The 14,349-nt window shown below is 73.2% G+C and carries 10 protein-coding genes; 2 read left to right on the top strand and 8 right to left on the bottom strand.

Annotated elements, in window-relative coordinates; all coding sequences use genetic code 11:
• Window positions 1-26 precede the first annotated feature (26 nt).
• The 3 genes from J2S66_RS18390 to J2S66_RS18380 form a co-directional block, all read right to left on the bottom strand.
• On the bottom strand, window positions 27-542 hold the full coding sequence (locus tag J2S66_RS18390) for a lytic polysaccharide monooxygenase auxiliary activity family 9 protein (RefSeq protein ID WP_306746773.1): 516 nt from the start codon (window positions 540-542) through the stop codon (window positions 27-29).
• 372 nt (window positions 543-914) lie between these two features.
• Complete coding sequence (locus J2S66_RS18385; RefSeq protein WP_310308383.1) at window positions 915-1,238, bottom strand: hypothetical protein; 324 nt, start codon at window positions 1,236-1,238, stop codon at window positions 915-917.
• Between the two features lie 338 nt (window positions 1,239-1,576).
• Window positions 1,577-2,218, bottom strand: coding sequence for a hypothetical protein (locus J2S66_RS18380; protein ID WP_310308382.1), 642 nt, complete (start codon window positions 2,216-2,218; stop codon window positions 1,577-1,579).
• Between the two features lie 221 nt (window positions 2,219-2,439).
• Between J2S66_RS18380 and J2S66_RS18375 the strand changes: the two genes are divergently transcribed.
• Window positions 2,440-2,619, top strand: coding sequence for an FxSxx-COOH-like cyclophane-containing RiPP peptide (locus J2S66_RS18375; protein WP_310308381.1), 180 nt, complete (start codon window positions 2,440-2,442; stop codon window positions 2,617-2,619).
• Between the two features lie 132 nt (window positions 2,620-2,751).
• Window positions 2,752-4,362, top strand: a complete 1,611-nt coding sequence (locus J2S66_RS18370; protein ID WP_310308380.1) for an aKG-HExxH-type peptide beta-hydroxylase — start codon at window positions 2,752-2,754, stop codon at window positions 4,360-4,362.
• A gap of 7 nt (window positions 4,363-4,369) precedes the next feature.
• On the opposite strand, the gene fxsT is transcribed toward J2S66_RS18370, so the two are convergent.
• From fxsT to gabT, 5 genes are all read right to left on the bottom strand, one after another.
• Complete coding sequence (gene fxsT, locus J2S66_RS18365) at window positions 4,370-8,704, bottom strand: FxSxx-COOH system tetratricopeptide repeat protein (protein ID WP_310308379.1); 4,335 nt, start codon at window positions 8,702-8,704, stop codon at window positions 4,370-4,372.
• Complete coding sequence (locus J2S66_RS18360; RefSeq protein WP_310308378.1) at window positions 8,701-9,696, bottom strand: AAA family ATPase; 996 nt, start codon at window positions 9,694-9,696, stop codon at window positions 8,701-8,703. Before J2S66_RS18360 ends, fxsT begins: the two co-directional genes overlap by 4 nt.
• Window positions 9,693-11,195, bottom strand: coding sequence for a VMAP-C domain-containing protein (locus J2S66_RS18355; protein WP_310308377.1), 1,503 nt, complete (start codon window positions 11,193-11,195; stop codon window positions 9,693-9,695). The genes J2S66_RS18360 and J2S66_RS18355 overlap by 4 nt, the downstream gene beginning before the upstream one ends.
• A gap of 431 nt (window positions 11,196-11,626) precedes the next feature.
• The gene (locus tag J2S66_RS18350) at window positions 11,627-13,063 is read right to left on the bottom strand and encodes an aldehyde dehydrogenase family protein (protein ID WP_310308376.1); all 1,437 of its coding nucleotides are present in this window, start codon (window positions 13,061-13,063) and stop codon (window positions 11,627-11,629) included.
• A complete protein-coding gene (gabT, locus tag J2S66_RS18345; RefSeq protein WP_310308375.1) occupies window positions 13,060-14,316 on the bottom strand; it encodes a 4-aminobutyrate--2-oxoglutarate transaminase in 1,257 nt (418 codons plus the stop codon). Before gabT ends, J2S66_RS18350 begins: the two co-directional genes overlap by 4 nt.
• Between the last annotated feature and the right edge of the window lie 33 nt (window positions 14,317-14,349).

Here is a 14,349-nt window from a genome sequence, read left to right as displayed (position 1 = left end):
CGAAACGGGCACGCCCCGATCCCGGATCAGCCCGCGTTCACGTCGACGCAGGAGTAGAACGCGTTCGCGGTGTCGCTGATGTTCCAGATGGCGAGCACCGTCTGGCGACCGGAGGAGGGCAGGGTCACCGTGTGCGACACGGTGGCCGGCGGCTGCTGGTTGTTGCCGCTGAAGTTGCCCACCCGCTGGCCGTTCACGTAGTACTCGTAGTTGGCCGTGGCGTGCCGGGCGGTGAAGGTCCAGTTGAACGTGACCGTCCGTCCGGTCGAGGCGACCCGCCAGCCCTTGTTGTTGTCGTTCAACTCGGCGAACCGGGCGACGCCGCCGTTGCAGCTGCGCAGGCCCTTCGGGCCCTCCACGCTCTGCGGCTCCCACTTGATGTCGCCGCAGGGGACGAGGTTGCGGGCGCACTGGGCCTGGCGGCTGGCCGGGGACGAGATGTAGCCGTGCGCGAACGCGGGCGCGCTCGGCAGCACGACGGTCACGAGCGGTGCGGCCAGCACGCCCGCCGCCACGGCGGCGATCCTTCGACGGAGTGACATGTGCGGAACTCCTCTTGTCGGATGGGCGAAGACGCTTGGGCGAACGCCAACCCGAGGTGCGCTGGGTGGCTGGAGACGACGTTCACCCAAACGCGGCGGCAGGTCTAGACCATACTCTGTGTGACTGAGTCGTGACAACAGCTTGAAGGGTCCAGACCAGTTATCGCTGTCCTGTCCGGGGCTGCTCGGCGGTGTTCGGGGGTTGGTCGGCGGAGGTTCGGCAACGCTGAACGGGGCCGGCCCAGCCCGTCGAATCCGGCAACCAGGCCCGGGCACCGCGATCCGCCGCCGTCCGGCCCCGGTTGGCGGACCGCAGGTCGGCAGCCTGGTTCTCCGCCGACTCCAGCCGGACGGGACAACGGCGCCTTGAGTTCAGCCGCCCTGACCTGCTGTCCGATCCCCGCCGACCATCCCCTCGCCGGACGAGTCGGACGAGTCGGACGAGGGCGTGGTGCCATCGCGCATGCTCACGGGCAGTCGGGGAAACGGTCCGCGCCGGATGTAACGCCAGTGCGAGACGAACACGACGGTGGTCAGCACGAGGCTCGTCGTGCCCGAGAACAGGAACGCTGTCCAGTCGTCGCGCAGGAACATTCCTGCGGCGATCGAGAAGACCAGGAACGCGCCACCGGTCAGCACTCCCTGCCGGGTCGACCACTTGAGGTCGTGCATCCGCTCGCGCTGTTCGTCGTCCATCCCGCGCTTCCCCACGCAGCGACTTTTCCACATCGAGCGGGGCGCAGGACGATTCTCGGAGGTGTGCGTCCGGGATGGCGGTCACCGCCGCGCGGACGGCGCGTCCTGGATTCCGCCGACCGGGTCCGAGCACGCGCACGCCGAACTGCCCGGACCCGGTCGGCGAACCGCGGGTCACCCGCATCGTCCTCCGACAAGGTCGACCGGACGGGACGACGACTGCCCTGTCCGGCGGAAGGTGTCGGTGTCCGGGCTTGGTCGTCAGAGAGTGTCGGCGTCCGGAGGTAGTGGTCGGAGGCGGTGGGTCGCCTCAGCGCGCCGCTGCCCCCGCGAGCGGCTCACCCCGACCCTCCCGGTCGACCCGAGAACACGCCTTCGACGTGCGCGCGCAACTCCTCCGCGTCCAGCACCGCGGTCAGCGGCGACCCGGCGAGGGTGGCCGAGCGCTCGTCCGCGCCGCCCGCGATGGCGTCCGCCGTGCGCCCGGTGCCGCGCAGCACCACCAGCGGCCGGTCCAGCCGCAGGCTCTGCTCGGCGTCGTCGAACGCGACGGCCCCGCCGTTGGCGAGCACCGTCAACGACGGCCGCGGCCCCGCCACCACCGCGGCCACCTCCGCCAGCCACGCCACCTCGTCGCCCCAGGCGGAACCGGGCACGAGCACCAGGTGCGTGTGGTTCGGCTCGGCCTCGGCCTGACCGGCCAGCGCCTCCACGATCACCCCGACCAGCGGGAACACGCCCCCCGCCGTCGCCCGCGCCCGACCGACGGCCCGCATCACGCCCACGTCCGTGCCACCGTCGACCACCACCGCGCGGTGCCGCTCCAGCAGCGGGACCAGGTCGCGCAGCACCCGCTCCAGCCGGTCCACGTCGTCGGCCGGCATGCCGTCGGCGCCACCGACCAGCACCAGCACCGGACGTCCGGACGGCAGCCCCGCACCGCCCAGTTCCGCCCCCGACCCGACCCGCACCGTCTCCATGATCGGCGACCGTACCCGCGCGCGGCGGTCGCGAACGGCCTCGGGGCGGGTTCGCCGCCGTCCGCGTGGACCGGCACCGGATTGCCGAGTTCGTCAGGCGGGTGGCGGTCTCGCGCACGGAATTCGCCTGTCGGCCTCGGTGGAATATCCGGCTGGACGCTGCCGCGCGCGTGCGCGGTCGTGCATGATGGAATCGGGCGGGCATCGGGGAGGTGGTCGACGTGACGGTGGAAACACCGGAACTGTCCTCGGAGTTGTTGGACCTGACTTCGACGTCGTTGTCCGAGATGAGATCCCTGCGCCACCCCGCGCTGGACCGGGCCGTTCGCCGCACGCTGGACCGGTTCCGGTCCGGTGACTTCGGCGATTCGGTCCAGGAGCAGTCGGGGACCAGCGGGTAGCGCGTGGACTTCCGGGAACTCGGCACCCACCGCTTACCGCGGTTCGTGTTCGACGAGATCTGCTCGGGAGCCGTGTCGGCCGGTGGAATGGCAATTTTGCGGAGAACGCAGCACAGCGTTCGCCGGCTCCGCTTGCGCGCATTCCTGGAAGCCGCGCACCCGGTCCGCGAGAGGCTGGGCCCGTTCGCCGACCTCGACGGGGCCTGGGCATTGTTGGCGTCCGCCGAACGGTCCGCGCCGGAGGTCGTGGAGAGCGTGCTGATGCACCACTCCGTCGGCGTGTGGCTGAGCCGCGCGCTGCGGCAGGTGCTCGGCACGGCGGCGGACGCGACGCCGCTGTGGTCGGAGGTCGGCTGGTTCCACGCCGTCGCCGCCGCCGCCGCGGTGCGGGCCGACCTGCCGTGCGACGTGACCGTGCCCGTGGTGCACGGCACCGTGACGATCCCCTCGGTGGGCGCCTTCCGGCTCTCCCGGCGCTTCCCGGTGGGACAGGCCAGGGTGGTCAACTCCGCCGCCGGCCTGTCGGTCGAGGCGCCGGGCGTCGACACGTCCGCCGGGTGGGAGCAGGCCAAGAGGCTGCGCGGCTCCGCTCGCGGGTACGGCTTCGACGTGCTGGTCGACGACCTGGAGCCCTACCGCGAGTTCACCGGACCGGTGCCGCCCGGCCCGCTCGACGACGCGGTGTGGGACGAGTGGCGCAAGCTGCTGGGCGAGACCTGGGAACTGCTCGCCGAGCACCACCGGCCGCAGGCCGAGGAACTCGCGGCGGGACTGGCGGCGATCGTGCCGCTCGACACCCGGCGCGACGTGTTCGCCGCGTCCTCGTCGGCCGCGTTCGGGGCCATCGGCCTGTCGCCCAAGCGCTCCGCGGTCGAGTTCGGCGAAGCCCTCGTGCACGAGATCCAGCACTCCAAGGTCAACGCCCTGCTCGACCTGGTCGACCTGCACACCGGCGACGACGAGCCCGTGCACTACGCGCCGTGGCGCGACGACCCCCGGTCGCTCGGAGGGCTGCTGCACGGCGTCTACGCCTTCGTCAGCGTGGCGGAGTACTGGCACGCGCAGCGCGGGCACGTGCCCGCGTCCCTGGCCCGCCGCGCGCAGTTCAACCTGGGGCACCGCGCCCGCCAGGTGGGTGTGGCGGTCGACGGCATGCGCGGTCTGGTGGAGCTCACCGACCTCGGCCGCCGGTTCGTGGCGGGGGTGGCGGTGCGCCTCGCCGCGTGCGCACCCGACGACCTGTGGCCGGACGTCGCGACCGCCGTGGACGAGATCACGGCGCTGCACGCGACGACCTGGCGACTGCGGCACGTCCGACCGGACCCCGGTGCGGTCGACGCGGCGGTCACCGCGTGGCTCGACCGGCGCCCCGCCCCGGTCGTCGACCCGCGCGGTGGTCGTGTCGTCCCATCCGCCGCGGCAGGGGACTCCGCGCTCACCGCGCTGCTCAGGCTGCGCGCCCTCGACCCCGACGAGTTCGCCCGGCTGTCGTACCGCCGCACCCCCGAGCACGACTACCTCCGGGACGACCGGGGCGGGGCCGTGCGGGGCTTCGCCGCGCGGGTGCTCGGCGCGCCGCACGACGTCGCCTCCTGGGCCGGGCTGGGCTTGGCGCTCCGTTCGCCGACCGCGCGCGTGGCGCCCGAGGTCGTGCGCGCCGTGCACCGGGGGGTCGCCGCGCGCGCCGCGTCCGCACCCGACCCGATGGCCCTGGTGGCCTGGTTCGACCGGGCCACCAGGTGACCGGTGGTCAGAACTGCATCGTGTCCGTGTCGCAGTTCGCCCGCGCGGACTGGGTGGCCGCGATCGTCGCCGGGTGCTCGTCGCCGAGCACCTTGCGGAACGACGCGACCGTGCGGGCGTGCAGCACCGCCGACTCGTTCTCCTCGCCGAGCGCGTCGAGGTCGATCGCGAGGTTCAGCGCCACCGCGAGGGTCGACGGGTGCTCGGCGCCCAGCACGCGGGTCGACCGCTCCAGCGTGTCCTCGTCCATCTTCCTGGCGGCGGCGTGGTCACCGGTCGCGGCCAGGTCGCTCGCCAGGTTGGTGGCGGCCACGAGGGCGAACGGGTGGTCGGCGTCGAACACCCCGGTCAGCTTGGTGTGCATCTCCCGGTCGACGTCCAGCGCCTCGGCGACCTCGCCGCGCAGGCGCAGCGTCACCGCCAGGTTCAACCCGGCGATCAGCGTGTAGGGGTGGGAGTCCCCCTGGAAGCGCTGGAACGCCTCGTAGCTGCGCCGTGCCTCGACGAGCGAGCCGTCGAGGTCGCCCAGGTGCCGCAGGTCCGTGGCCAGGTTCATCCGCGCCGTGATCGTGTCGGTGTGCTGCTCGCCGTGCCGGCGCCGGTACCGGACCAGGCAGTCCTCGGACAGCGCCTTCGCCCGCTCGTGCTCACCGGCCTTCCGCAGGGCCACCGACAGGCTGCGGGTCGCGCCGATGATCCTCGGGTGGTCGTCCCCGAACAGCTCGCGCTGAACCACCAGCGCCTCGTCCTGGAGCCTCGCCGCGTCCACGTACTCGCCGAGTTCGCGCATGTCCATGTAGACGCTGTTGCTGCTGGCCAGGGTGGAGTAGTGGGTCGGCCCCAGGGCGGCGGTCCGGCGGAGCAGGTTCAGCTCGTCGATCTTCAACGCCTGCCGGTAGTCGCCCATGAGGCGGAACGAGCTGGCCAGGTTGTTGGCGTAGGTCAACGTCATGGGGTCGTCGATGCCGAGGATCTGCACGGCGCGGTCGTAGACCTGTTGGCGCATGTCCAGTTCCTCGGCGAACTGGCCCTGCGCCCGCCGGTCGAGGGCGATGGTGTCGAGCATGAGCAGCATGCCCTCGTGGTTGTCGCCGACGACCTCGCGGAACAGCTGGTGCGTGCGCTCGTTGAGCTGCGCGGCCTCCGCGAGGCGACCCAGCCGGCGCAGCGAGATGCCGTAGCGGCGGGTGATCTCCAGCGTGTCGAACTCGCGCTCCCCCAACGAGGTGCGCCAGGACTCCATGGCCTGGGCGGACAGCTCCCGGGCCCCGTCGAAGTCGCCCGCGCTGAGCAGGTAGCGCACGAGGTTGATGACGAGTCCGCGCACCCAGCGGTCCGGGCAGTCGACCGCGCGCGACACCAGCGCGTGCGGCAGGAGTTCGGCGTAGCGGGGCCAGTTGTCGGCCGACTCCGGGTCCAGCGGGTCGCCGTTGACCAGCAGCACGTGCACGGCGTGCCGCATCGCGTTCTGCTCGCTCTCGCCGAGCTGGTTCTTGAGGACCGTCTGCACCAAGCGGTGCAGCTGCAGGGCATTGGCGCGGTGGTCGATCTTGGCGAGGCTGTAGCGGCTGATCTCGCGCACGGCGCGGCTGAGCTTGATGGGGTCGCGCAGCGCGTCGCCCAGCGAGTCGGGCACGGGTGCGTCGCGCACGCCGCGGAACAGCTGTTGGGAGATGGGTTCCGGGCCGAAGAAGGCGCACACCTGGAGCAGTTCCAGGGCGGCGCGGTGGTCGTGCTTGAGGCGGTTGAGCGGGACGTTCCACGCCGCCGCGACCGGGAGCTGGTCCTCGCTGGAGGTGCCCGCCTCCAGCAGTTCCGTGCGGTTCTGGGCCAGCAGCTCCAGGTATTCGGACACCTGCATGCCGGTTTGGGCCCGCCACGCGGCGGCCTGCTCCACGGCCAGCGGGAGGTCGCCCAGGGCGTCGGCCAGGGCGTCGGCCTCGGCGTCGTCCAGGTCGCCGCCGCGGCGGTGCAGGAGTTCGACGCTCTCCTCGCGGGTGAACAGGTCGACCTCGACCGCGCGCGCGAAACCGCCCCACTCGCTGTTGCGCGAGGTGACGACGATGTGGCCGCTGCCGGCGGGGAAGTAGCGCCGGACGTCCTGCGGGCGGTCGGCGTTGTCGAAGACGAGCATCCACTTGCCGAACGGCGTGCCGAGGCGCAGCGCCTCCAGCACGGCCGGGACCGCGGTGTCGGCGGCGCTCGCGGCCGCCACGCCCAGTTTGTTGGCCAGTTCCACGAAGCTGGCCTTGATCTGCGCGTCCCGTTCCGCGGAGATCCACCACACGACCTCGTACTCGCTCGCGTGCCGGTGGATGTACTCCACCACGGTCTGGGACTTGCCGACGCCGCCCATGCCGTGCAGCGCCTCCGGCAGCACCGCGGTGGGGCCCGCCTCGCTCAGCCGCAACCGCAGTTGTTCGAGCAGTTCGCCGCGCCCGACGAAGTCGGGGTTGCGCAGCGGGACGTGACCCCACACCTGCGGTTGTGTGGCGCCGGGCAGCCGTTCGCCGGTGAACAGTGGCGTTCCGGGAGAGGTCATGTCTTCTCCTTCGGACGGCTGGGGACCGGCCGTGCGCGCGATCGGCTGGACATCCGTACTCGTCAAGTGGTGCTCCGGACTGGTTGAACTGTTCTCCCCGTCCGGGCCGCCGGCCGCCGGCCGGCGGCCCGGAGGGCGGATCGAGGCACCGATGCGCTGGGACCTCCGCGCGTACGGTCCGGACAGCGCCCTGAAGACCGCTTCCTGGACCTTGAGGTAGGGGAGGTTCTCCGCCGAGGGTGCGAGGGCCTCGGTCTGGTCGGGGTCGTCGAGCGCCAGGCGGTAGTTGCGCAGCGCCTCGTTGCCGGCGCCGGCGTACTGGTCGAGCACGCGGGCGACGCGGGCGGTGTCGGAGCGGCGCGAGGTGGCGAGGAGTTCCTCGCGCACCCCGGTGTTGAAGTCGTAGGCGACGGCGTCGGTGTCGCCGTCGGTGCCGGGCAGCCGCGTCATGAGGCCGCCGAGCATCACCTCGGCCAACGCGGACAGGTCGGAGCCGGGCAGCAGGACGCGCTGGACCAGGCCCATGAGCTGGGGGCTGAGCGGGGTGGCGGCGAGCAGACCGGCCAGGTGGAAGCCGTCCACGGAGGCGTAGGTGCGGAAGCGCAGCACGCTCTCGGCGGCGGACAGCGGCTCCTCGGCCGGGGGCACGGGCGCGGGTTCGGTCCGGGGGACGACGAGGGCCGCGGTGGTCTCGACCCACTCCGTGCCGGAGGTGAGGAGCCTGGCCCACTGGGTCATCCACTCGGCGGACAGGCCCAGGACCGGCACGGGGGTGGCCGGGGTGTCCGCGCCCGCGACGCGCAGCCGGTGGTTGGGCACGCCGGGGGCGGGCGCGGAGAGCCTCATGCGCCGGGTCGGCAGGCCGCCCCAGGACCACAGCCGTTGCGCGAGGGTCTGCACCACGGCCACCGGGACGTGGCGACCCCAGTGGTGCAGGACGTGGCCGACCGCGCCGCTGTGCCAGGCGCGGCCGATGGTGTCGGTCAGCACGAGCACGATGCGGTTCCCCGCGGGGTCGACGAGGTGCCGCCAGTGGTGCGTGGCGCCGCCCTCGGAACGCAGGGCGACCTGCTCGGGGTCGGAGCCGGTGGAGTCGAGTTCATAGGTGCGCACGTCGCGGAACGCGCCCTGGCGTTCGAGCAGGACGCGGAACTCGCGCACGGTCTGCCGCCAGATCTCGGCGGCCACCGTGGTGTCCACGACCAGTGCGACCTCGAAGCGCCGCCACGGCGCGTCGCGCCACTCGGGCAGCCAGAGGCGGTCCCGGACGGCGCGTACGGCGGTGGCCTCCTCGTCGAGCACCTGCACGCGGGACGAGAGGTGGCGGCGCCCCAGGGGGCGCAGGGCACGGCTGATCCGGCGGCGCTCCGGGAGCGCGGGCACGGTCGGCCACGCCGAGACGGCGCTGACCGCGCCGTTGAGGGTGATCACCGGGTCGGCGCGGGCCATCGTGGTGGGCGTGGGCGTCCAGCGCTGCAGACCGGTGCGGTCGGGGTCCGGCTCGGGCGCGGCACCGGCCGGTTCGCTGGTGAGCGGTTCGTCCGGCGGTCCGTCGGCCGGTTCGGGGGGTTCGGGCGGTGCCGGGTCCTCGGCGGGTCGTTCGCGGGGCGCGGCGGTCGGTCGCCCCGCCGCGGCCGGCGGCCGCGGCGGGGCCGGGGTGGTGCGGACGAGCCACAACGAGTCGCGGACCTCGCGCAGGGTGAGGTCGGCGGTGCGCAGCTTCTCGACGCGGCTGTCGGCGGTGTCGAGGTGCTGGAGCAGCACCTCGCGGACCGGTGGCTCGTCGTGCGGTCCGCTCATCCGGCCTCCGCGGACAGCGGGTGCCAGATCGCCTTGAGCAGGTCGGTCCAGTCCTCGTCCTGCTGGTAGGCGCCCGAGGTCGCGAGGTGCACGGCGTTGAGCAGCTGGTCGGCGGAGACGGTGCCGACGTCCTCGCGGTGGTGCAGGAAGTCGCCGATCAGGCGGCCGAGGTCCACGCCGTGGGCGTCGCCGAAGTGCACGGCGACCATCTGGCCGAGTTGCTCGCGGCCGGGCTGCTCGACGTGCAACCTGAGGCAGCGGCGGAGGAAGGCGGGCGGGAACTCGCGCTCGCCGTTGCTCGTGATGATCACGATCGGGAACTCGCGGCAGCGCACCAGGCCGTGCTGCACCGTCGCGGTGTGGCCCCGGTCGGCGGTGAGCACGTCGACCTCGGCGCGGTGCTTGGCGTGGCGGACGAGTTCCGGGATCTCGTACTCGCCCTCCTCGAAGACGTTGAGGAGGTCGTTGGGCAGGTCGATGTCGCCCTTGTCGAGTTCGTCGATCAGCAGCACGCGCGGCAGGTCGTGGGGGAGCAGGGCGGTGCCCAGCGGCCCGAGGTGGATGTAGTCGCCGATGCCCGAGTCGGGGTCCCCCGCGCCGACGGCCTGCACGCGCCCGATGGCGTCGTAGAGGTACAGCCCCTCCTTGAGGGTGGTCTTGCTGGTCACCGGCCAGCGCAGCACCGGGCCCAGGCCCAGCTCCCGGGCGACCAGGTAGGCCAGGGACGACTTGCCGGTGCCCGGTGCGCCGGTCACGAGCAGGGGCCTGCGCAGGCGGATGGCGGCGTTGACCATCGCGACCTCGTCGGGCTGCGGGGTGCGGGGGACGCTGCGCACGGCGCCGACGCGGCGGTCGCCCTCGCCGCCGTCGTCGGTGGGCCGCGAGGTGGTGCCGGTGCCCGTGAACGTGCGCCACGGCGGGGGCGGGGGCAGGTCCGTGATCGAGGTCCGCGCGACCCCGCCCGTGCCCTGGTAGACGAGTCCGTCGTTCATCCCGCAACCCCCTCCGGGGGCCCCGGTTGACTGGGCACGACGAGCCGGGTGGGGTCGTCGTAGAGGACCGTCAGCGCCTGGCCGACGTGGCGCCGCGCGGGGCCTTCCGCGAACGCCGTGGTCCGGGCCAACCGGACCCGTTCGAGCAGGTGGTGCTCGTCCTGGTCGTGGAGCAGCGACTCGACCAACCCGGTGAAGTCGGCCGAGCCGCAGTCGTCGCGGTGCCACAGGATCAGCGGCACCCCCGCCTTCACCCCGACGGCGACCTCGTCCCGCCCGGTCGCCCCCCGCCGCGGTGGTTCCGACAGCACCAGCGACACCAGACCGCGCTCCCGGTTGAACCTCGACTGCAACTCCCGCAGGCCGTCCGGGGTGCACGACAGCCCGCGGCACGTCGCCCCGGACGCCAGGCTTCCGGACCGGGTCAGCTGGCGGGCCAGCTCGTCCCACCGCTGCCGCCACTCGCGGTGGTACCGCCTCGTCGTCATCCGCTCCAGGCTCCGCACCACCACCGGGTAGCGGCACCCCATCGGCTGGGCCAGGAACGGGTCGTTCTCCCACGGCCACTGGTCCACGTCGAGGTTGAGGTTCTCGTAGTCCAGCACGAACTCGATCCGGATGTCCGGGCTGTACTGCGCCCAGTCGTCCTCGACCTTCTCGACCAGTGCCGCCACCGCGCGCTTGACCGCCTCCAGCGGCCCGACGACGTCCTCGCCGTGCAGCGGGGACCACGCGCGCTGGTCGCCGCCGAGCTGCCGCCAGTGGGACACCCGGTAGTGGTCGCCGGTCGGGCCCTCGCGGCTGATCCGCACCACCAGGTACGCGGGTGCGCCGACCGGCGGGGTGAGCGGTTCGGCGGTGTCCGGGCGCAGCCCATCGCGGATCAGCAGCAGCTCGTCGAGCAGGTTCATGGCGCGTGCCCGCGCCTCGTTCCAGCGGTGCAGCTCGATCGCGAGTTCGGTCCGCACCTTCGCCGCGATGTGCTCCACGAACACCAGCGGCCTCGGTATTCCATCCGGCCTGGCATTCAATGTTTCCAGAACCCGGAAGACCTCGTAATAGGTCGTCGGTCCGAACAGGCCGGGCGCGGTGGGGCCGGCGACGGCGCGGTAGATGTCGGCTATGTCGGGCACCACGACACCGGCCAGCAGTGTGAACAGCCGTGCCCGTTCGGTCGTCGGGAACAAGTCCAAGGGGGTGAGTTCGGCGACCAGGTGGCGCAATTCCACCATCGCGTGCGAGTCGGACTCGAACTTGGCCACGACCCGCACGAGCGCGGCGAGCCGTTCGGGGCTCTGCTGGCACACCTCGGCCAGGCTGAACAGGTGCCCCGTGGCCGTCGGGTGTTCCTCCACCAACAACGTTTCCCGCAATTCTGCGGACATCATGCGGATGATCAGGTTGCGACCGGCGCGGTCGGCCAGGGTGGGCACGCGGCTCAACGCGTCGACCAGGGGGATGAGCAGGCCCCGGCCGCCGTTGTCGTCCGCGTGGACCATGGAAGGTCCCCCGGTCGAGCGTTCCGTGCGCAGGTCGGCCTCCTGTCCGGGTGGTCGGTGCTCGCGCTCTCCTTGTTACGGTTCGCGGCTTACTTCGTGCTGTCGTGCTTCCAGCGTAGGAGTGGCCGAGTGCGACTTCGACATGGATCCCCGTGTCCTGTGGACGGGGAATAACGTAGTGGAGTGCGGGAACCGTCGGGTACCGGCACTACGGATTCCCGTTCGTGTCGCATCGACCGGATGATGGTGTCTCAGTGTCGCCCCGATGAGACCGCCATTCGACACGGATGGGTCAGACGGCGTCGGTGACGGCCTCGACCTCGCGACGTTCCGTCACGGGATTGCCGTGAGCGGAGCGATAATTGTAGTGATTCAAATCACAGTGCTGTGCTATGGGGCGGTGGCCCGCATTCCACCGGTCGAGTGAGCGCCTACAGCTCCAGGCCGGTGAGCACCAGGACCCGCTGCTCGGTCAGGTCGTCCATCGCCGCCCGCACGCCCTCGCGCCCGGTGCCCGACTCCTTCACCCCGCCGTACGGCATCTGGTCCGCCCGGAACGACGGGACGTCGCCCACGACCACCCCGCCGACCGCCAGGCGGGTCGAGGCGCGGAACGCCAGGCGGACGTCGTGGGTGAACACGCCCGCCTGGAGGCCGAAGCGGGAATCGTTCACCCGGTCGAACGCCTCGTCGACGTCGCGCACCCGCTCCAGCACGACCACCGGGCCGAAGACCTCCTCGTCCACCACCCGGCAGCCCCGGGGGACGTCGGCCAGCACGGTGGGCGCGTAGTAGGCCCCGGTGCGGGTGCCGCCGGTGAGGACGCGCGCGCCCGCCGCCACCGCCTCGGCCACCCAGGACTCGACCCGCGCGGCGGCGGCCTCGTCGATCAGCGGACCGACGTCGGTGGCCGGGTCGGTGGGCACGCCCGTGCCCAGTTCCCGCACGCGCGCCACCACGGCCCCCGCCAGCGCCTCGTGCACGTCGGCGTGGGCGTACACCCGCTGCACGGAGATGCACGACTGCCCGCCCTGGTACATGGCGAACGTGGCGATCCGCGACGCGGCGAAGTCGAGGTCCGCGGCGTCGGCCCAGTCCGGGCACACCACGGCCGCCGCGTTGCCGCCCAGCTCCAGCACGACGTGCTTGCGCGGCACGCGGTCCAGGATCGAGTAGCCGACCGGGCCCGATCCGGTGAACGACACCACCGGCAGGCGCGGGTCCTCGGTCAACCGGCCGGCGGCCTCGTTCGGCAGCGGCAGCACCGACCACGACCCGGCGGGCAGGTCGGTCTCCGCCAGCAGCGAGCCCAGCAGCAGGGCCACCAGCGGCGTGGTCGGAGCGGGCTTGACGACGATCGGCGCGCCGACCGCGAGCGCCGGGGCGACCTTGTGGGCCACCAGGTTCAGCGGGAAGTTGAACGGCGCGATGCCCAGCACCGGGCCGCGCGGCGCCCGCCGGACCAGCGCCAGCCTGCCGTTCGCCGCCGGGTCGGTGTCGAGGCGCTGGAGCTCGCCGGAGAACCGCCGCGCCTCCTCCGCCGCCCACCGGAACGTGGACACCGCCCGCGCCACCTCGACGCGCGACCACTTCACCGGCTTGCCGGACTCGGCGGTGATCAGCGACGCCACCTCGTCCGCCCGCTCCGCCAACCGCCGGGACACGTGGTCCAGCGCGGCGGCGCGCGCGTGCGCGGGGAGCGCGGCGAACCCGCCCGTCGCGGCGTGCGCGGCGGCGACCGCCCGCTCCACGTCCGCCGCCGTCGCGTTCGACGTGACGCCCGCGAGGGCCCCGTCGTGCGGCGTGCGGACCTCGACCCGGTCCTCGCCCGTCGAGGGGGAACCGGCCACCCAGTACGGCGTCGTCACGGCTGCATCGCTCCTTCGAGCACGTCGAGGCCCTCGGCCAGCACCTCGTCCGGGATGGTCAACGGGGGCAGCAGGCGCACCACGTTCCCGCGCGTGCCGCAGGTCAGCACGACGACGCCCGCCGCGTGGCAGCGCGCCGCGACCCGGGCGGCGGCCTCGGCGGAGGCCAGCTCCACCGCCAGCATCGCGCCCCGGCCGCGCGCCTCGACGACGCCCGGCAGGGCGCGCAGGCGGGGCAGCGCGGTCGCCTCGATCCGCCGGGCGGCGGCGTTCAGGTCCAGCTCGCGCATGGTGTCGATCGCGCCCAGGGCGGCGGCGCACGCGATCGGGTTGCCGCCGTAGGTGCCGCCGAGCCCGCCGGCGTGCACCGCGTCCAGCACCTCGGCGCGGCCGGTCACGGCGGCCAGCGGCAGGCCGCCCGCGATGCCCTTCGCCGTGGCCACCAGGTCCGGCACCACGCCCTCGTGGTCGCACGCGAACCACGACCCGGTGCGGCAGAACCCGGTCTGCACCTCGTCGGCGACCAGCAGCGCGCCGTGCTCGTGGCACCACGCGGCCAGCTCGCCCAGGAACCCCGGCGCGGGCACCACGAACCCGCCCTCGCCCTGGATCGGCTCGACCACCACGCACGCCACCTCGTCGGGCCGCTCCACCGCCGCCACCGCCCGGCGCGCGGCCTCCGGGCCCGGCAGGCCGTCGTGCAACGGGTAGGAGCCGGGCACCCGCCGCACACCCGGCGCGAACGGCCCGAACCCGTGCTTGTAGGGCATCTCCTTGGCGGTCAGCGCCATCGTGAGGTTCGTGCGGCCGTGATAGGCGTGGTCGAACACCACCACACCCGGCCGCCCGGTCGCGTGCCGGGCGACCTTCACCGCGTTCTCCACGGCCTCCGCGCCCGAGTTGAGCAGCACGGACCGCTTCTCGTGCGCGCCCGGCGTCAACTCCGCCAGCCGCTCGCACACCTCCACGTACCCCTCGTACGGGGTGACCGTGAAGCAGGTGTGGGTGAACCGGTCCACCTGCTCGTGCACGGCCGCCGCGACGCGCGGGGCGGGGTTGCCGACCCCGGTCACCGCGATGCCGGACGCCAGGTCGATCAGCCGGTTGCCGTCCACGTCGACCAGCAGCCCCGGCTCGGCGTGGTCGACGAACACCGGCAGCGCCGAGCCCACGGCCGCCGCCACGGCGCCCTTGCGGCGCTCGCCCAGTTCGCGGGAGCGGGGGCCGGGGATCCCGGTGCGCAGTCGTGCCACGCCACCAGCATCGTCCCGCCGGGACCGCCTGGC

The organism is Saccharothrix longispora (assembly GCF_031455225.1).
GTDB classification, from domain to species: domain Bacteria; phylum Actinomycetota; class Actinomycetes; order Mycobacteriales; family Pseudonocardiaceae; genus Actinosynnema; species Actinosynnema longispora.
The sequence above is the reverse complement of the archived record's forward strand: the minus strand, read 5'-3'. Positions and strand labels throughout refer to the sequence as shown.

What these genes read in the sequence shown, in the direction of transcription:
- J2S66_RS18390 (WP_306746773.1), bottom strand. Translation starts at nt 542, where the DNA reads ATGTCACTCCGTCGAAGGATCGCCGCCGTGGCGGCGGGCGTGCTGGCC.
- J2S66_RS18385 (WP_310308383.1), bottom strand. Translation starts at nt 1,238, where the DNA reads ATGGACGACGAACAGCGCGAGCGGATGCACGACCTCAAGTGGTCGACC.
- J2S66_RS18380 (WP_310308382.1), bottom strand. Translation starts at nt 2,218, where the DNA reads ATGGAGACGGTGCGGGTCGGGTCGGGGGCGGAACTGGGCGGTGCGGGG.
- fxsT (WP_310308379.1), bottom strand. Translation starts at nt 8,704, where the DNA reads ATGAGCGGACCGCACGACGAGCCACCGGTCCGCGAGGTGCTGCTCCAG.
- J2S66_RS18360 (WP_310308378.1), bottom strand. Translation starts at nt 9,696, where the DNA reads ATGAACGACGGACTCGTCTACCAGGGCACGGGCGGGGTCGCGCGGACC.
- J2S66_RS18355 (WP_310308377.1), bottom strand. Translation starts at nt 11,195, where the DNA reads ATGGTCCACGCGGACGACAACGGCGGCCGGGGCCTGCTCATCCCCCTG.